22 protein-coding genes and 1 tRNA gene are annotated in these 17,552 nt (G+C 53.3%); 15 read left to right on the top strand and 8 right to left on the bottom strand.

Annotated features, from left to right (window positions below):
• Positions 1-282 precede the first annotated feature (282 nt).
• From JIN85_RS16525 to JIN85_RS16480, 10 genes are all read left to right on the top strand, one after another.
• On the top strand, positions 283-528 hold the full coding sequence (locus tag JIN85_RS16525) for a hypothetical protein (RefSeq protein ID WP_200272808.1): 246 nt from the start codon (positions 283-285) through the stop codon (positions 526-528).
• Positions 529-546: 18 nt separating this feature from the next.
• Positions 547-1,029, top strand: a complete 483-nt coding sequence (locus tag JIN85_RS16520; RefSeq protein ID WP_200272806.1) for a hypothetical protein — start codon at positions 547-549, stop codon at positions 1,027-1,029.
• A gap of 300 nt (positions 1,030-1,329) precedes the next feature.
• A complete protein-coding gene (locus JIN85_RS16515) occupies positions 1,330-1,656 on the top strand; it encodes a hypothetical protein (protein WP_200272804.1) in 327 nt (108 codons plus the stop codon).
• A gap of 230 nt (positions 1,657-1,886) precedes the next feature.
• Positions 1,887-2,057: a hypothetical protein gene (locus JIN85_RS22320; protein WP_425494633.1), complete on the top strand. Its 171-nt coding sequence runs from the start codon at positions 1,887-1,889 to the stop codon at positions 2,055-2,057.
• Between the two features lie 97 nt (positions 2,058-2,154).
• Positions 2,155-2,826, top strand: a complete 672-nt coding sequence (locus JIN85_RS16505; protein WP_200272800.1) for a hypothetical protein — start codon at positions 2,155-2,157, stop codon at positions 2,824-2,826.
• A 52-nt stretch (positions 2,827-2,878) separates the two neighbouring features.
• Entirely contained in the window at positions 2,879-3,334 is a 456-nt protein-coding gene (locus JIN85_RS16500; protein ID WP_200272798.1) for a hypothetical protein, read from the top strand.
• Between the two features lie 34 nt (positions 3,335-3,368).
• The gene (locus JIN85_RS16495) at positions 3,369-3,812 is read left to right on the top strand and encodes a hypothetical protein (RefSeq protein ID WP_200272796.1); all 444 of its coding nucleotides are present in this window, start codon (positions 3,369-3,371) and stop codon (positions 3,810-3,812) included.
• Positions 3,809-4,159, top strand: a complete 351-nt coding sequence (locus tag JIN85_RS16490) for a MotA/TolQ/ExbB proton channel family protein (RefSeq protein ID WP_200272794.1) — start codon at positions 3,809-3,811, stop codon at positions 4,157-4,159. The genes JIN85_RS16495 and JIN85_RS16490 overlap by 4 nt, the downstream gene beginning before the upstream one ends.
• Before the next feature lie 683 nt (positions 4,160-4,842).
• A complete protein-coding gene (locus JIN85_RS16485) occupies positions 4,843-5,313 on the top strand; it encodes a hypothetical protein (protein ID WP_200272792.1) in 471 nt (156 codons plus the stop codon).
• A gap of 429 nt (positions 5,314-5,742) precedes the next feature.
• Positions 5,743-6,171, top strand: a complete 429-nt coding sequence (locus JIN85_RS16480) for a hypothetical protein (RefSeq protein WP_200272791.1) — start codon at positions 5,743-5,745, stop codon at positions 6,169-6,171.
• A 317-nt stretch (positions 6,172-6,488) separates the two neighbouring features.
• Here the strand turns inward: JIN85_RS16480 and JIN85_RS16475 are convergent.
• Positions 6,489-6,574, bottom strand: a tRNA-Tyr gene (locus JIN85_RS16475).
• Positions 6,575-6,877: 303 nt separating this feature from the next.
• Between JIN85_RS16475 and JIN85_RS16470 the strand changes: the two genes are divergently transcribed.
• Positions 6,878-7,627, top strand: a complete 750-nt coding sequence (locus tag JIN85_RS16470) for a hypothetical protein (protein WP_200272789.1) — start codon at positions 6,878-6,880, stop codon at positions 7,625-7,627.
• Positions 7,628-7,702: 75 nt separating this feature from the next.
• On the opposite strand, the gene JIN85_RS16465 is transcribed toward JIN85_RS16470, so the two are convergent.
• The 6 genes from JIN85_RS16465 to JIN85_RS16440 form a co-directional block, all read right to left on the bottom strand.
• Positions 7,703-8,086 carry a hypothetical protein gene (locus tag JIN85_RS16465; RefSeq protein WP_200272787.1) on the bottom strand — a complete coding sequence of 128 codons (384 nt, stop codon included), beginning with the start codon at positions 8,084-8,086 and terminating at the stop codon, positions 7,703-7,705.
• A gap of 48 nt (positions 8,087-8,134) precedes the next feature.
• Positions 8,135-8,665 carry a GNAT family N-acetyltransferase gene (locus JIN85_RS16460; protein WP_325109707.1) on the bottom strand — a complete coding sequence of 177 codons (531 nt, stop codon included), beginning with the start codon at positions 8,663-8,665 and terminating at the stop codon, positions 8,135-8,137.
• A gap of 25 nt (positions 8,666-8,690) precedes the next feature.
• Complete coding sequence (locus JIN85_RS16455) at positions 8,691-9,500, bottom strand: SDR family NAD(P)-dependent oxidoreductase (RefSeq protein WP_200272785.1); 810 nt, start codon at positions 9,498-9,500, stop codon at positions 8,691-8,693.
• Positions 9,501-9,526: 26 nt separating this feature from the next.
• Positions 9,527-9,958 carry a DUF6941 family protein gene (locus JIN85_RS16450; protein WP_200272783.1) on the bottom strand — a complete coding sequence of 144 codons (432 nt, stop codon included), beginning with the start codon at positions 9,956-9,958 and terminating at the stop codon, positions 9,527-9,529.
• 125 nt (positions 9,959-10,083) lie between these two features.
• Complete coding sequence (locus JIN85_RS16445) at positions 10,084-12,207, bottom strand: penicillin-binding transpeptidase domain-containing protein (RefSeq protein WP_200272781.1); 2,124 nt, start codon at positions 12,205-12,207, stop codon at positions 10,084-10,086.
• A gap of 43 nt (positions 12,208-12,250) precedes the next feature.
• Positions 12,251-12,919 (bottom strand): hypothetical protein, encoded by a 669-nt coding sequence (locus tag JIN85_RS16440; RefSeq protein WP_200272813.1) that lies wholly within the window; start codon positions 12,917-12,919, stop codon positions 12,251-12,253.
• On the opposite strand from JIN85_RS16440, the gene JIN85_RS16435 reads away from it, so the two are divergent.
• The 4 genes from JIN85_RS16435 (at position 12,918) to JIN85_RS16420 (ending at position 16,793) form a co-directional block, all read left to right on the top strand.
• Positions 12,918-14,153 (top strand): M48 family metallopeptidase, encoded by a 1,236-nt coding sequence (locus JIN85_RS16435; RefSeq protein WP_234047481.1) that lies wholly within the window; start codon positions 12,918-12,920, stop codon positions 14,151-14,153. The two genes, JIN85_RS16440 and JIN85_RS16435, sit on opposite strands and share 2 nt — an antisense overlap.
• A 61-nt stretch (positions 14,154-14,214) precedes the next feature.
• The gene (locus JIN85_RS16430) at positions 14,215-15,210 is read left to right on the top strand and encodes an aldo/keto reductase (RefSeq protein WP_200272777.1); all 996 of its coding nucleotides are present in this window, start codon (positions 14,215-14,217) and stop codon (positions 15,208-15,210) included.
• Between the two features lie 37 nt (positions 15,211-15,247).
• The gene (locus JIN85_RS16425) at positions 15,248-15,766 is read left to right on the top strand and encodes a hypothetical protein (RefSeq protein WP_200272775.1); all 519 of its coding nucleotides are present in this window, start codon (positions 15,248-15,250) and stop codon (positions 15,764-15,766) included.
• A gap of 172 nt (positions 15,767-15,938) precedes the next feature.
• A complete protein-coding gene (locus JIN85_RS16420; protein ID WP_200272773.1) occupies positions 15,939-16,793 on the top strand; it encodes a transglutaminase family protein in 855 nt (284 codons plus the stop codon).
• Between the two features lie 7 nt (positions 16,794-16,800).
• Here the strand turns inward: JIN85_RS16420 and JIN85_RS16415 are convergent, their stop codons facing one another.
• Positions 16,801-17,529: a uracil-DNA glycosylase family protein gene (locus JIN85_RS16415; RefSeq protein ID WP_200272771.1), complete on the bottom strand. Its 729-nt coding sequence runs from the start codon at positions 17,527-17,529 to the stop codon at positions 16,801-16,803.
• Positions 17,530-17,552 lie beyond the last annotated feature (23 nt).

The raw sequence follows: 17,552 nt of genomic DNA, 5'->3' as shown, positions 1-17,552 counted from the left end.
TGGATCTAAGATGCTGCTCGGACTTGAAGGCCGTGGGAGCCGCGTGATGCCTGATCTTGTTCACAGACTCATCCGTTGGAGCGGAGGTCTTGGCGTCACATCAGATTGCATCACGCGGCCGTTTTGAGTTCCATTTGGGAACGAGTGGTGTAGCCTTTGTTGTGGCTGAAATCTAACTTATGAGATGTTACTGCCAACGACGAACAAGCCCGATGATTCGCTTCGCTCTGGTAGCTCGACACCGCCGTTGGCGCCGCTTTAACGTTAGGCAGAAACAAGACCATGGGACGCGAATACAAGATAAAGTGTGCACCATTCAAAGACTCGGACCTTGCGAATCTGCTGCATAAGCTCCCTTCGCCTATCGCCAGGCCGAAACTCCAGGAAATCTACAATTATCGGATCGATAACGACGGGTATTACCTGATCGATCACTTCGTGAATCGGTCCGTCGCAGCGCAGGCGTTGCAGTTATTTCTCGATGCCGCGCTTTCGAGTTCTGATTCCGTCAGCATTGAAGAGCCCTAAAAGTATAATACACAGGAAATGAAAACTGTCATCTGGCTCATCGCCGCCCTATCAACTTTCATTCTTACGGCATGCGGACAGGAAGGCGCTACTGCCCCAGAGAAGACAATGACGTTGACCGGCTATCCAGTTTACAAGTTTGTCAACCTTTCTGGAATCGATCAGAAGGCTCTAAAGGCCAACGAGAAGAAAGCTCGCGAAGCTCTGGGCGAGAACTACGATGGCTACGTGAAGTATCACGAAGCGATGGTGGCGGCTGGGTTTGATCAACACGAGGCGCTCCGCGTTATGGGTCGCGATGCTAAAGAGATTGAAATCTACATCCCGAACGCCGACTACAAGAAGCTGTGGGAAGTGAACCCCCGCGACCTGAGGAAACAAGGCAAGTCGCATCTCGTCACAATTGAATACGAAGCGATTGTGGTGGGCGAGCAGATCGTCAACCGCGCAACTTCTTTTAAAGCCGAATTGGTGGACCACGAGCCGACCATAAGGAAGTAAGAAGCAAAGCAGAACAAGATGCTGCAGTCAACGCGGGCAAGCCGCGTGAATGACCTCGACGTTCATGACAAAATGAAGAAACTCACCGTTCATCTCCATTAGCCCAACATGTTGAAGCGCCGAATCGTTATCATTGTGATCCTGCTATTGGGAGTCCTCGGGCTTCTACGATTCATGTCTGGGCCTCAATTCCATCGAACTGTCGAACCCTCCTCTGAGGCAAGCAGAGGCCAAGGCGGAGCTGTGCGATCTCTAGATGCACACGGGGCGACCCTAGGCACCAAAACCCGTGAACGGGAGATGAAGAGGACGGTTGGGGTCGATGAGATGTTAGCTGCCTTGAACACACCCCTCCCGGGGCTAACCGAGTTCCCGGAGCAGACCCTGCAAGAGCGCATCCTCGCGACGAACGCCTCTTTAAAAAAGGCTGGCAATTTCGTTCGCTTCAACGTTGACGAAAAGATGTACCCTTCACAAATCCTTCTCGAAAAGACCTTGCCTGCATTCTCGCAAGAGGGAGCTACCCCCAACGACATCATCCACCACGCACAGCGTACGTTGAAGCAGCATCACGTTCTGGATTCGGATGGGGGCAGAGTATTGTTCCAAGAAGGAAGTGGTGGATGAGTTTTCTCCCCTTCCCCGGCCATGGAGCCGGCCAGTGGCAGCGGATATTTCTGACAACAGGGATTTCGGAAGCCACCACCACAAAACAGAAGAACACGAACAAGACGCTCAAATTGAGTTCGGGCTTCCTGCCCCGCCGTGGATGAGCTAGATGTTCGGCAGAAAATGAAGATGATCTCACGTCTATTTGCTGAATCTGCCATCCAGATTCGAGATGGTCGGCGCACCGCTTGAAGGGAAGAGCAATGAGCCGCCTTTTGCGTGAGATTTCCACCTTGGCCGATGATGCCGGGATTGTCACTGGCGAGATTTGGATCGAGCATTCAGGGAGAGTCCGATTCTCAAGAGAGATCCCAGAAGCGCTTCACCAGAGATTCAGGAATGTGATTTTCTCGCAGTGAACATGTGACGGATTTATCGATATAAATCGAACTTATGGGATGTTACAGGCAACGGGCAATCGCCCGTGCCTGAACTATGAACGTTAGCCGAGAAATCATGAAACGCTTCCTCACAGCAATCGCATCAGCTCTTGGACTCACAGCAGTCGCCGCGCCCGAGATAAAGATGATCGATCCCAAGACGATCTATTTTTCTCTGGCGACGATTAATGACACGCTGCCAGAACTCGATCAAGTCGCGGAGCGCCGTGAGACTGATTTCGTGCTGCACGAAGACGATTGGCGACAGTTTGAGGCGGTATCACATGCTTTCGACGCCGAGATCAAGGAAGAGATTTCTGGTGTGCAACGTATCTTCAGTGAGAGGAGTAAGCCATCAGGTGAGTATAGAATCTTTAGCGAGATTCACATTCGAAAGCAGATCACTCAGCCCTTGCCTTCGCCTCTGGAATGGAGCGAATTATTGGCCGCGTGTAGAGTGCCGCCTGCGAGTGTTGCGCGCGTCGGTCTGCAAGGACAAGGACTGATTAAGGACGGCTTTTCGTTTCGCGTCGGCAGCCTGACACTGTTCGGCATTCGGCATGACAGCAAAGTCGAGATTCTATGTTTTGATCTCACTAGCACTCCTAGTCTCAGCGACGCAGAAGCGCAGCGCTTGGCATCCTTCTTCGACAAGAGCCACCTTGTTGCCGTGCATTGGCCGAGCGCGACAGTGCTCGCCGAAAAGCAGGCATTGGTCAGCTTCCTTATGCAGACGGATGCAAAATAGGGCTAACCAGGCGCTATTGCCAAAGAATTGTCGCTGCACGGGCTAAAACGAGATGAATCCGAAATTAACTTTCAGCAAGGTGGACGGTTGGAGAGATTCCGTTTGGATCCACGGATCGCACGATCTCGAGCTTCCTTTATGTGGGAGAGTTTTTGCGACCAACATGTCAAAATGGGAATCCTTCAATGCAGATGCGCTCCTAATGAAGCGAATCGCTGGGACGGAGGGCTGGGGCGTCTATAGTTGGTGCTTCCACCGATCACTCAATTCGGAATGGGTTGAATGCCATCGGGTCTTAGATCTGGTGAGCGCCGTGGGCGAGATGACGCACCCGGGCAAATCAGTTATTCGAATCTACGCCAACCATGAAGTGAGCGTTGAGGTCCACGATTATGACGAGAATATCGAGAGACTTAGCACAATGGTTCAGAAGGGTCTTTTTGGTTCGGATCGACTCTTCGGGATAAAGGGAAGTGGCGAACAAGACGCACCATCCAACGGCGGGTAACGCTCTAGTTTGAGTTCGGGCTTCCTGCCCCGCCGTGGATGAGCTAGATGTTCTGAAAAATATGAAAGTTAACCTCCTAATAGGTGCGTTCTGCTTCGCCGCAGTCGCTACAATTCCTGCTGAGGAAATCGTTATTCCACCGAGCGCTGACTGGCAGCAGCCAATACTATCTAGCGTAAAGTTTTCTGCTGAGACCAAAAGCGCGGACGAGCTGCTCGGGACTCACATCAAACAACCTAGTGGCCGCTGGGTCGGCTTTGTCGTTTTCACATGTGAAGCGACTAAGAATTTAGGTAAAAGACTGATGTGGATTGATGCCGACGTGACTTTTTCAAACGGTTACGTGCGAGAGTTCACTGGAGTCAGTTTCAATATTCTCACGGAAGGGACAGAAATAGATATTCATAAGATACCCTTCGAAGCCCCAGCACCTGTTACAATCTCGAAGGTAGTGATTAAAAATGCAGTAATCAAATGAAGCCGAACCAGCCGCCTCAAGCACCGCTAACCTCAGGTGCGACCGACGAACAAGTGAGGCTACGCCGGAGGTTCTGGCTTCGAGCCATTTGGATTTCGATCGCTGGTGTGATCATCCCGCCGATGTTAGGTTTGGCTGGAACGGTCATAGGGATGCTCGGCGCATTCGGCGAACTTTCGGAGACTGGCGAAGCGGATCCCGAAGCCCTAGCCGGAGACATTTCGGTTTCACTGCTAACTACCGCGTGGGGATTGGTCGTTTCGGTGATTGCCTTACTTATTCTTATCGGAGTTCTGATCCGTTTCTTCACTCTTCCGAAGGCGGCAGGTGCACCAACCCAAAATTGAGATGCAACGGATTATTGGACCGTTTTTGGTTTAGTTAAGACAGAGAATGTTCACCTCGAATTGGAATGGGATTTGGTATCCGAGGGAGGAGTGCAGTATTGACTCAGACGCCCGAAAGTGCAGCATGGTTGGGGCATCCTCCTGATACAGGAAGCGCCCCCATCCAATAGGCTCGAGCCAAGGCCTACATCTCAGTCCTGTCTTAGCTTAGATATTCAGTAGAAAATGTCATTCTTACGCCATCTAATCACATTGATTCTACTTTTGTTCATCACTGGCGAGTCTGGATGGACATCAACATCAAGAACAGATCTGCAACATCATAATGATGGCAGAATAGCAATCATCGCACAGCTTATGGTAATTACACTTTACCTTGTTGGTGTAGCACTTGAGAACACAAAGATGAACTCAAATCGAAATTGGGCTGTGATTTGGATTTCAATCATTCTGACCATGATCTCTCTCCCCATGATATTAAAATTGTTGATCGGATCTACATTGAGAGTCCGTCACGAGTGTAGTTGTCCGAATTCAGACGTTGGGCATAATGAAATCGAGACTGACGAGCTGCGGCCTAGCTGTAAGATCGCCACCAGGATCAGGAATGCCTTCAATGCGGATACCGCTTCGTCAGCTAGCCGCAATCAGCACTGCTTTGAAAATCTTTAAATCATCTATATATGCCAACATCAATTAATGGAATCGGAACACGCTTTTACGGTGCAGCCTCTCCACAGGCCGACGGAAGTGTGATTACAACAAAGTGGTTTGCAGTGATCTTCATTCCGTTAATCCCTTTATCTTCATACCGTGTGAAGCGACATACCCATCGGGATCGGTTTTGGATTTTCGGACACTCGGCATCATATTCGATTATTAAGAAACTCCCAATCCAATGGAGGCAGGTGCTGAAGACTTACTCTTTTGCGCTGTTCTTCGCAGTTTGGCTTGGAACCGTGTGCCTTGGGTCTGGATTGGCGATCGATAAATGGCAACTTCCATTGTGGGTCATTGGGGTGGTTCCGCTGATTCTTGGAACGGTTCCTTTCATTGCGCTAGAGATCATCCGAGCAAAAGCAATGAAGCACGCGAGGAGCTATGGATCAGCCGAAGAAGCGCACCTAACCGACAGTGATAGCGCCATACTCTGAAATCAATTTTGATCCGCCGTCGACAGCAAAACTAGTTCTATTGCAATGGATTCTGGCACAGAATACCAATGATCACTTCCTCCAGCTCTTCGGGCGTAGCCACGAAGTTTGGAGGGGTGAGAGTTACAAGGTCTGGCATGCGGATTCTCGAAGGAGTACACCAGCTGCTCGGATCACGCAGCATCTAGATCCGCCTTGAATGCCTATAGGCCTCAGCCACTAGCTAAATGAGAATGGTGGAATCGTGATGCTCTTCGGGGTGAGTATTTGGACTTTCATTCCAGCATCAAAGAATCGAAAAGGCAGTGGTAGCAACAACGACGCTAATCCGCTTCATACTGGAAACTCGACTCCACCAAGCCACAACTCTACTGTTCCCCAATGATGAAGAACCTCACTCTGACTCTTCTTTTTCTCATGGCAGTACCGATGGCCCAATCGAAAGATGCCGGCAAAGCTCTCACCTTAAAATCGGTTTTGGGTGCTGGTTTCGGAGAGATCATTGAGATCGAAGGAAAAATGATTGATGACAGTGACACCCGAACACGCGCCCACCTAGGTAAGAAGCTGATGTCGGTCACAACCATCGGCGACAAAGAACTTGAGAATCCAGTGATGATCGAGCTTCAGGCGTTCTCATTCTCGAAGTTCAAGTTCCCCGAACATGGGGCGACGATGAGGATCAGAGGATACGAGACGGGAACCTTCGTTGGCATACCACAGCGAGCATTCGAGGATATTCCTCAAGTTGCGACCACCGATTACCATTTCGAAAGTCATTTCCAAGTCATCGCCTTACTCGCAAAAAATAACCCAGAACAAACCGACGCAGCCGAGCACGAGATCGCGCCAAATTGAAATCGAGCTGCTCAGAACCGCCGGATAGCCTAGAGGATTTTTCCAAAAGAATGACCTCTGATTTTCATCAGCGACGGACATCGAGCCATGACTCACCAACGAGGGTATTGAAACTTCGGAATCCGAAGAAGCGGTGCTCGAAGGGTGTCATTCCAGTTGCCAAATTCCCGCAAAGCCATTGTTAGGGGTCAGAGGATGCCTAATGTGGCCCTCTATCGAATTTCGCCTGAGGCAAGGCGGATCGGGGTCTGACGGAACGCGAAATCGGCAAAACAAAAAAGGGAGCCTTTCGGCTCCCTAAGTTGTTGAAAAAGAAATGGTGGGCAGAGCTGGATTCGAACCAGCGTACTCAAATGAGAGCAGATTTACAGTCTGCCGCCTTTAACCACTCGGCCATCTACCCATTCGCTTTCGCGGGGCGCGATGTATGTAGAATGGACCGGATTTTGACAAGGGAAAATCCTCAATTTTTTCGAGATTTCTTACATCACCCCCCTATCCTCCTCACTGGCATCTTGGAATCCACCCAATCCGCTGCAACTTTTTGCCGAAATACTGGTTTTCACTTCGATATCTGCCTTTTGTGCTGCCACGGGAGGCATTCTTACCTGCCAGCACGTCTGGAGATTGAAGTTCTGTTTTCAGGCTCGCCAACCATGGTTTTTTTGAAGAAACCCGCTGCAGGACACGTCAACTCAAACAACTCATGTTCCGCTCACTTCCCCTGCTCTGCTTTTTCTTTTCCAGCGTTCTACTCCATGCCGAGGTGCGTGAGTGGAAAAGCGCCGACGGCTCCCGCTCATTCAAGGGCGAATACGTCAGCCGTGATGGAGATGAGATCACCATCAAGCGAACCACGGGGGGCGAAATCACCTTTGCGATCGAAAAACTCCACTCGGACGACCAAAAATGGATCGAGGCCAACTTTCCCATCGCACCGAAAGTTCCTGAATCATCGAGTGTATTCGGGAATCTGAATTTCGGCGACACCCACGATGCGGTTTACGAGAAATTGAAGGACGGCACGCTGGTTGAGACGCTTCCCGAGGTTTCGGTATTTGGTTCGATGGGCTTGACTGATAATCTCAAAACCAAGGTCCAGCTCGGCGGACTTGATTGCTTCATCACCTTTGGATGGGCCGACGACGACACCTTAAACGAGATCAACCTGAAAACCTCAGCCATTTCGGCCCAGCTATACCAAACCAAGCTGAAAGAAGTCTGGGAAGAATGCACCCAGCTGATCTCCGCACTGCACGGCAATCCTGTTCAGGCCGCGGATTTACCAGACAGCGCCGCCATTCCTGCTGAAATGGCAGTCGGCACGCACCTTTGGAAGCTCGAGAATGGCGGCAGCGCGATGGTCGGGATCACCCGAAAGAACAGCGGATTTGCAATCTTGATCCGCTTTACCCAAGAATCGATGATTCCCGCTTCGGATTCATCAGAGGAATAGTCTTTCTTTAGAACCGTTAATGCCCAACCACGAGCTTTTGCTGGTTTCATGCGATGGGTTCACGATTTTTTTAATTCAAAAAATTATGGTGGCTGCGAAAATTATGTCACCATCCATCAATTCAAAATCCTTGGTGTTGGCATGCAGTAGCTGTTCGACATTAATACTGAATGTCTTGATCTCACCAGCAACAGAGCGTTGAATTTTGAAACGCTTTGGGGGAATTCCTCCAAAATCCCCTTCAGGTCCATTACCTCCACATATTCCGTAGAAAAATTTTAACCCTACGCCTTCCGGAACAAAATATACCCCTTTGAAGCGAAAATCTCCTTGAGCTTCTACTCGGATCTTTCCGACACCAGGCTTTCCGTGTTCAACCTGTTGCCTATCATCGTCGCCACTCCCCAACGCGAAGAATGAACTAGCGATAATGATTAATGAAATAAGAGCGATACGCATTTCTAGACGGGTGATTGCCAATCGTTAGAATCATTTTATCCGATCCACTCAATCAATCATCAAGCGCATCGGGATCATCGTGGAATAGGTGAACCCGTGCTTGGCGAAAAACTGTTGCGATTCCTCGCTCAATTTATCGGTGAGCAGTGTGATCCGCTTGAAATTCTTTTGCTGGGCAAATTCCACCACGTGCTTCAGCAGCATCGTGCCGTAACCAAGGCAACGATGGCTTGGATGGACGATGACGTCTTCCATCATAATCACAAATCCGCCCCGGGCGGTGGAAATGGTAAAAAGTAAATTCACCATGCCGAAAATCCGGTGATCGTTCCTCAGAACGAAAATCCGACCACGACTGGGCTGCTCCAGAATAAGCTGAAGCCCGCGCTCCTGGACCGCCCGATCCGGAGTAAAGTCGCCAGAGTCGCTGAACAACTCGACCACCAACTCCGTCAGGGCAGGCAAATCCTCAATGGTTGCGGGCTCAACCCGGGGATGATCGCTTCCTAGCTCGTGATTCGTTTGATCGGCTAAAATATCCACGTAGGAAAACCTGACACGATTCCGGGGCAGGATCACGAAATTTCCCGAACATTACAAAAATTCAGCTTCGCCGTGGCCGAAAACTCATGCCGATGCGCAAGAGAACGATCGGAATCGCACTCACCAGCAGCGCCGCAGCGGCCATTTTCATGCTCGGGTAAACCCTGGCCCGGTTTCTCGTCAACGCAGTCAGAGATTCGCTGACGACCTGCTCCTTCGGCACATACAAGAACTTCGGACTGGGCAATGCCTGATTGTCCGAGCTGCGGCGTGCGACGTCGCCAAATCCGGTTTTCACCGGTCCGGGGCAAACTGCAAGCACCGGGATTCCGTAATCGCTGAGCTCCACCCGCAACGCCTCGGAAAAACTCGTCACGTAAGCCTTTGAGGCCGCGTAGACCGCGAAATCCGGCATGGGCATCAAGCTCGCCACCGAACTGACATTGATCACCGCGCCGATTCCACGGCGGATCATGCCAGGCACCAACGCATGGGTCAGATGGGTTAGCGCCTCGATGTTGAGGTGCAGCATGGCTTCGATGCGGGACCAATCCGCTGTGGCAAATTCGCCGTAGTCACCGAGGCCGGCATTGTTGACCAGCAGGTCTGGAAGAAAATCCGCAGATTCGAGCGAAGCGATCAACGCGTCACGCTCGGCGCGTTGGTTCAGATCGGCGGCAAATACCGCTACCGCCACGTGGGGGAATCGATTGCGGATGCGTTCGGCGATCTGGTCTAAAAGAGACTCGCGCCGGGCCACCAAAACCAGTTTGGAGACAGACGGCGCGAGTTGAAATGCGAATTCCTCACCTAGACCGGATGAAGCACCGGTGATGAGAGCGCAGGAATAGTAACTGGGGAAATCGGACATGGCGGCAGCTTACGCCACCTTGTCGATCAGGCCAGTTGAGATTCGCCATTGGCGTTCTGATTCACCTGCACCACGCGGAGTGGCAGGCGGACAAGCACTTCACCATCGCAACCGATGTCGACGGAGTAGATGCCAGCGCTTGGGAAACGAAGGCCTTGGAGGTTGAGAATGATGTTCCGGGTAAGGAATGGAACATTCTTTGGAAGTTGGACTTCGAACTCAGGCTCGATCGGCATGTTGTTTGGATCCAATGCCTCACCGTCTTCGTTGATGATGGTGATCGAAAGTTTGTGACGGCCGCCATCTTCAGGCATGAAGCAGAAACGAAGCGCCAGAGCGCAGGATGGATGGACCACTGGCAACGTGCGAGCAGCAAGGGTATCAAAGGTTCCAGAAATGACGAGCTTGCCGTTATAGTCGGCTGCAAAGTCGGCGAGAGTGGCGATTTGGATATCCATGAGGTTATTGATCTGAATGCGATTTTATTTCTGCATGGCATGAGCCAGCAGGCATTGCCCTTGTCTGAAGGGATCGTCCGAAGAGGTCCAGCGCAAAGCGAAAATCCGCGACTGCGAGCTGCAACTCACGGTTCTTCAGTCCCGTCATCAATGATTTCGTCCGGATCAACCGGTAGAGCACGGGGCGGTGCTTCTTCTGCCGGTTGCGCAACCGGCACATCAGGAGTCTGGGCCGGGTCAGCAGGCGGCACATTCAATGGCTCGACCGGCAAAGCGTGGAGAGGTTCGCCGTCTGTCCCTGATTGGTCGAGTGGCGCGGCTTGCAGGGCCGGGTCCGACTCATCGACCACCACCACTGCGCGTTCCGGCGGTTTGATGGTTTCTTCAATATCCTCACGAACCCCTTCGAAAAACTTGCGCACCATGGGAGCGGCCATCCGCCCACCCGACACGGTTTCGCCGGGACGACCTTCGTAAACCACTGCAAAGGAATAACGAGGATTGTCGTGAGGGAGAAATCCAGCGAACCAAGCCAGGCGTTGATTTTTGGAAGTCGGCCCCCATTGTGCGGTTCCGGTTTTTCCGCAAAGTTCCGTGTAATCCAGGGCAGCACCCCGGCCGGTTCCGTAGCCGGAATTGACCACATCACGCATCCCGTCCCGAACTGCCTGCAAGGCGATATCACTGATGCCAAGCCAATTGCGACGCTCAGGCATCGTAGCATTTACCACCCGTCCCCGGGTATCCTGGATTTGACGGATGAGATGCAACTCGGGCAACACACCACCATTGGCGATGCCAGCCATTGCCTGCGCCACCTGAAGTGGCGATGCCAGAAGCGGCCCCTGGCCAATCGACATGTTCGCCGTATCCCCGTCCAAGATCGGCCGTTTGTGAACTCGCCGCATGTAGGCATCATCTGGAACTAACCCAGAAGACTCGCCGATCAGCGGCAAGCCGGTCACTTTACCAAATCCCAATCGTTTCGCGGTCGACAAGAACGCCGCCGGGCCGGTCTTGACTCCGACTTGGTAGAACCACGAGTTATTGGAGCGGGCCAGGGCTCGCTCGACGTTGATGTCTCCTTCCGGGATTTTGCTCCAGTTTTTGAAGACATGGTCACCGATTTGCACCGCAGCCGGGCAATAAATCGTCGAATCGGGAGTCACCACGCCATTGTTGAGAGCCGTAAGGGCGACCACAGGCTTGAAGCATGAAGCCGGTGGATACACGGACTGGAATGCTCGGTTAAACAATGGGGTCGCCGGATCATCGTTCAGAGCCTTGTAGTCTTTTTCTCCGATCCCGGGGATGAACATGTTGAGGTCAAAGGACGGGCGGGATGCCATCACCAGAACCTCCCCTGTGGCGGCGTCCAAAACCACAAACGCGCCGCGCTGCGCGCCATCCTTGAGAATGCTTTCAGCCAACTTTTGCCATTTCAGGTCAAGTGTCGTCACGACCGTGCCACCCGGCAGCGGGCGTTTGAGTTGCTCCTCCAACAACTTGTTGCCGTTTTCGTCGAAAATCAGGCGTTTCATGCCCGGATCGCCACTTAGCTCCTTGTTGAAAAGTTTCTCAAACCCGGCGCGGCCTTCCGATTCTTCAAAAATCGGCTCGTTGTAGCTGATGGGGCCGGTAGGCAGTTTCCCGACGCTCCCGGAATAGCCGATGATATGGGCCGCCAGGTCATCGTTTGGATAATAGCGCTCGTAAAGCGCCTGCAAAATCAGACCGGATGGCAGCTTCGGCTCCAAGGCCCGAGCCTCTTTTTCCTGAAGCTCACCGGTTGCCAGAAGTGGCAGCCAGCGGCGATTTTCGTAGTGATCGTAAAGCTCGTCATCCGTGAAAGTCCGAATGTTCTTCTCAATCGCCTGCAGGGCGTCCAGGCGTGTCCGCGCCCAGTTGACAACAAAATCCCGATCCGCGTTTTCGAACTGGCTGTATTGCAATCCGACCTGATAGGCCACGCGATTTTGCGCCAGAGGTTCCCCCTCCCGATCGACGATTTGCCCGCGAGGCGCAGGGATTTTCAGCGTAATCGTTCTGGCATCCCGCCGGGTAAAAATTGATCCATCGTTCACCGACCGCCCTGGGACCATTGGCTCCGGGGTGACCAGATGGGTCGGAGATGAAGGCGTGTCCGCGACCGCGAGATCTTTGGCAGCACCGAGATCCTGAGCCTGCAAAAGCGCACCGCTGACCGCCGCCAGCGCAAAGAATTGGGAAATTGGACGCGGATTCAGCATGTGGAAGTCACGATCGTAGCGCAATTGCGGCAACCGGCAACGCTCAATCCCAATCACTTTCCCCCCAATCTTCCGGCGATTGGCCGATGCCTTTGACGATCTCGGTAGGAACGAAAATAAATTCATTCTGCTTTTTCTTCGATGGCTCCAGTTTGAACCGGACCGTTTTACGCACACTCTTCTTCGCTGCCACCACCGTCAGATCCGCCAAAACTTCCAGCTCACCATCCTCCTCCGGTTTCACCACGAGCAGACCCGGTATGTCGTAAACGGCGCGGACTTCCCCATCCGTCCCCTTTTTCCGGACAAAATCGACCCGATTGCCAAGGCGTTCCACCGGATACCACTCATCCCTCTTGGTCTTGCTCGTCTTGGTGCGGAGTCGATGCAGAACCAGCTGCTCCTGCTGGCCCAGTTTTCCTGTCGCTTCCATGCGCCAGCGGAATGGCCCGTCCAGTTGCACCACCGCAGCGGAGTAGACCATGGCTGTCAACGCATAGGCCCCGCTGCGGGTTCCCTCCGGCTTGAGCTGGAGGCGGATTTTCGCACCATTCACCACCGCTGCGGGTGACGAGGCTTCCGGAGCGTAGCTGTGCTTGGTCGATACAAAATTGGCACAGCCGCACAGCAAAATCGCGATCATCAAAAGCACTGCTCTTGTCGGTCGGTTAGAGACATGCATGATGCTCGAAATGAGCGAGGGGAATTTCATGACAATCGTTGTTCTAATCAGTTTATTCGTGCTGTGGAAGCTGGAAATTGTCGCCACCATTTTGAATCTGAAGGCCTTCCCTCGCGCCGTCCCGCCGCGCCTTAGCGACGTGATGGATCAGGAAAAGCTGGATCGCGCACACGCCTACTCACGCGTCAGCGCCAAGTTCAACATCATCCAATCCACCGCAAGTCTCGCACTGCTGCTCACCTTCTGGTTCTGTGGGGGCTTTGCCTGGCTGGACGGTTTTGCCCGCTCCTTTTCGGATCAGGGAGTCGTGGTCGGGTTGATTTTCCTTTCACTTCTGTTTCTCGGGCAGTCGCTCTTTTCCCTGCCATTCTCGATTTACGACACGTTTGTCATCGAGCAGCGATTTGGATTCAACAAATCAACACCTGCGGTCTTCCTGATCGATCGCCTGAAGGGCCTGCTGCTGGCCGCAGTCATCGGGCTACCACTCACCGCCGGAATTTTGTGGATTTTCATCAACGTCCCGAATGCCTGGTTGTGGGCCTGGGCGTTTGTCACGGTTTTCCAGTTGGTTCTCACCTATCTTGCGCCCTCGTTGATCATGCCGCTGTTCAACAAATTCACGCCGATGCCGGAAGGTGATTTGAAAAACGACATCGAATCCCTCGGCCAGAAATGCGGCTTTCCGCTTGATGAGGTGTTTGTCATGGATGGCTCGAAACGCTCCACCAAGGGCAACGCGTTTTTCACCGGCCTCGGAAAGCGCAAAAAAATCGCGTTGTTCGACACCTTGATGGAAAAACACAGCCGCAAAGAGCTGCTTGGGGTTCTCGCCCATGAGATCGGCCATTTTCGTTGTGGCCATATCAAGCAACGGCTCATGGTCGGCATTCTGCAAATGGCAGCGATCTTTTTCCTTCTGGGCATGGCAACCGATCCCCATGGCCAGTTTGCCCGCCTGCTATTTGATGGATTCGGCGTCTCTTCAATCTCGCCTCATGTCGGACTGGTCCTGTTCGTCATCCTTCTCGAACCCGTCAGCAAGCTTCTCGGAGTCCTGGCACACGCCTGGTCTCGTAAGCATGAATTCGAGGCAGACGCTTACGCCGCCAAGATGACCGGGGAAAGCCAGCCGCTGTCTGAAGCCTTGAAAAAACTTTCTGCGGACCATCTGTCTCACCCGACCCCATCCGCGTTGCGAGTCTGGCTCGACTACTCACATCCTCCGCTTCTGCAGCGCCTGGATGCCTTGGAAAAAGCCTGATTCCTCCATTTGTCACAATCTCGCCCTTTTCATTTCCTTCGCATTTTTCCATCCTCCAGCCATGTTCGACCCCAACCGTTACGACGGCCGCATGCCTTATCGCCGCTGCGGTGACTCCGGCCTCCTCTTCCCTGCTATTTCACTCGGCTTCTGGCACAACTTCGGTCACGTCGACAATTTCCAGGAATCCCGCAAAATGATGCATCGCGCGTTCGATCGCGGCGTCACCCACTTTGACCTGGCGAACAACTACGGCCCGCCGGCTGGCTCCGCCGAAGAAAACGTCGGTCGCATCCTGATCGAGGATTTCGTCTGCCACCGCGACGAGCTACTCATTTCCACCAAAGCCGGACACGACATGTGGGCCGGTCCTTACGGAGAATGGGGATCGCGCAAACACCTCCTTTCTTCCCTCGATCAATCCTTGCGCCGCCTGCGCCTGGATTACGTGGATATCTTCTATTCGCACCGGCCAGATCCGGACACCCGCTTGGAAGAAACCATGTCCGCGCTCGCCACCTCGGTCCATTCCGGCAAAGCGCTCTACGTCGGGCTTTCCAAATATCCGCTGAAAAAGCTCAAGAAAGCGGTGAAAATTCTCAAACAAATGGGCATCCGCACGCTCATTTACCAACCACCTTACTCCATCCTCAATCGCTGGCCGGAAGCCAATGGCATCCTCGATTGGCTTCAGGAAGAAGGCATCGGCTGCATCGTATTCAGCCCGCTTGCCCAAGGCATGCTGACACCGAAATACCTGGACGGCATCCCGGCTGATTCCCGCGCCGCACGTCCGGAAGGTTTTCTGCAAACCGAGCAGGTCGAGGCTCAACAGGAGAAAATCCGCTCGCTCGGTGACCTCGCAGCCGCTCACGGCATGCCGCTCCACCATTTGGCCATGAAATGGTCCCTGCGCTCATCCGCCGTGACGTCTTCGATCATCGGCGCGCGCAATGTGGCTCAACTCGACGACACGCTGGATTCCCTGAAATGCCCGGACCTCGAGGGCGGATTGCTGGAAGCGATTGATGCGATTGCCCCGATCGACAAAAAATAAAGATGCCGCTTGGTAAAATCCATCGTATTGCAAACTTATGACCTGGAACGATCAATTTCTCACCCTGTTCGACCGCTGCGTTGCCGCCTATCAGGGTGGCGACAAGGATTTTGAAAATTACTACAGCGAGGTGGACCTCAGCTTCCTCGCATCCATCGGCTATCAGCCGCGGGAATTCTTCGATTTTGTCGAAGACTACTGTGAATACGGGGTTCCTTCCATCTCCACCGCATTGCTGGTGGCGGCTGCTCGCCGCGATTTCTTCCTCACCGTGCAACACGGGGTTCCAAGCACGAACCGGGTAACTGCAGACGATGTTCCTGCAAAGACTGCGGAATTTCACGGCATCCCCTACTTCGCCCGCATTATCCCGAAAGCTAAAGCAAAACTGCGCGGCGAACTGGATCCGGACCTCATGTTTGGCTGTGGTGGTGACCGCCGTTTCCTTGCCAACAATGGTGATATTCCACTCGCCGATTTCCTCCGCAACGTCTGGGCCTGCGGGGACGACGACGAAAAACTCGCCACTTGGGTGAAAGACCAGATCAAAGCCTGAGGCCACAGACGCTGTGAAATTTACCGGAGGCTCAAACTACGACTTTTCTCGTAGTTTTTGAGCCTCCTTCTCACACCACCTTCCCCGGTTTGAACCAGCGTTCACGACACGCTCCAACCGGGCTGATTCTTGACGATCCGGGGATTAAGTTTAGGCTGAAGTCGTTCCGCAAATGCCAACTTCACCCCTTCCACCCGCCAGCGATGAACTCGACGCATTGCTCCGGCTGATCGATGACGATACGCCGGAAGTCAGGCGCTGGGTAGCGGATCGTTTCGCAGATTCCACAGGCGATCTGAGCGAGTGGTTGGCAACCCGACCGCATAAGCTGGATCACCATGAGCGTGAACTGCTCACCACCATGCTCGCTCCACCGCGTCGTGCGGCTCTTGCACGCGAATGGGTGGTCCCGACAGGTGGAGCCAAGGCAATGCGTGAAGACTGGGATTCATTCGAAGCCCTGCTGCGTGCTCTATCGGATTTTCTCCACGATGGCATCACCCTGCGCCAGCCACTCTCGGACGCCTTGGATCTTCTCGCCGAAGAAGCAACGGAGGAAGGTGTGTACAGCGAAAACGAACTGCGGGGATTTCTTTTTGAAAGCAAACGACTGGTGGGAAATCGCGCCGACTACTACGATCCCCGTAACTCTGACCTCGCGTGGGCAATTTCAGAAGGAAAGTCGAATCCACTCGGGCTGTGCCTGATCTACATTTTGCTCGCCCGCAGACTGGATCTGGAAGTGCAAGGCATCAATTTCCCGGGACATTTCCTTTGCCGATTTTATGAGGACGGCTTGGCCTACATCGTCGATTGCTTCGATGGTGGCCGACTTCACCCGCAGGATATTTTGCTGGCCAATGCAGATGAACTCACTTCGTCCCAAAAACAGCAACTCCGGCAAACCACAGATCCCGGAACGATCATGATCCGCTTGCTGAACAATCTGATCGGTTCACTGCAAAACGCAGGCCGCTCTGAAGACGCCGGATTGATCGAGTCGCTGCGGTCGACCCTCGGTCAATAAACCGCTCTCAGGCCCAAACGCCTTGGGCGAGCAATTGCTTCGTGGCAGCTTCCGCCCAGCCGCGATTCGCCGCCGGTGATGCGGGTGACGGATGCAGCACCTTTCCGATAGATGCTTTGCTTCCGACCGTTTCAGCAGCCGTGCGGATTCGTTGTTCGGCAAAGGCACCGACCCCGATGAGAAACTCCGGCTGCAATGCCAGGATGGTGCTGGCAAGATGCCGCAGACAGGCGCCCTCGACTTCCACCATACTTGCCGCCGCAATTTTATCCGGTGTTAGATTTGCCCCGGTGGCGCTCATCCAGACGAGCGGGCAATAATTGGTGACGAAATGATCTTCAAAAAAAGCGTCTGCGGTGCCGAACCGATCCTGAAACAATCCCCACAGCCTCCGGCCGCTCACTTCAGAACGCTGGCAGGCAAATCCTTCGATCGGCCGTTTCGGATGCTCATGAGCGGGCTTGCCCACCTCACCTTGAATGCCCATCCAGTCTTTGACCGCCGCAATCTCACCAAACGGAACGCCAGTCTGGGCCATGCCGAATGGGCCTGGATTCATTCCAAGAAACAACACCCGCTTTTTGCCGGAGCCGAATTTTTTCAGGTAATCCTCGTGTGGCTTCCAGGCGTATTCCAGAGGCAAATAGGTATAGGCCACCGGTGCCGGAAATTCCAAATCCCGCAATTCATCCGTCAATACCCGTGCCGCTTTGATCAGTTTGCTCACGGCGCGCATCCAAGCGGATCACCCAGTGCGTC

Origin of the sequence: Luteolibacter pohnpeiensis (assembly GCF_016595435.1) — a bacterium.
GTDB classification, from domain to species: domain Bacteria; phylum Verrucomicrobiota; class Verrucomicrobiia; order Verrucomicrobiales; family Akkermansiaceae; genus Luteolibacter; species Luteolibacter pohnpeiensis.
This window is presented reverse-complemented; position numbering and strand designations above follow the sequence as displayed.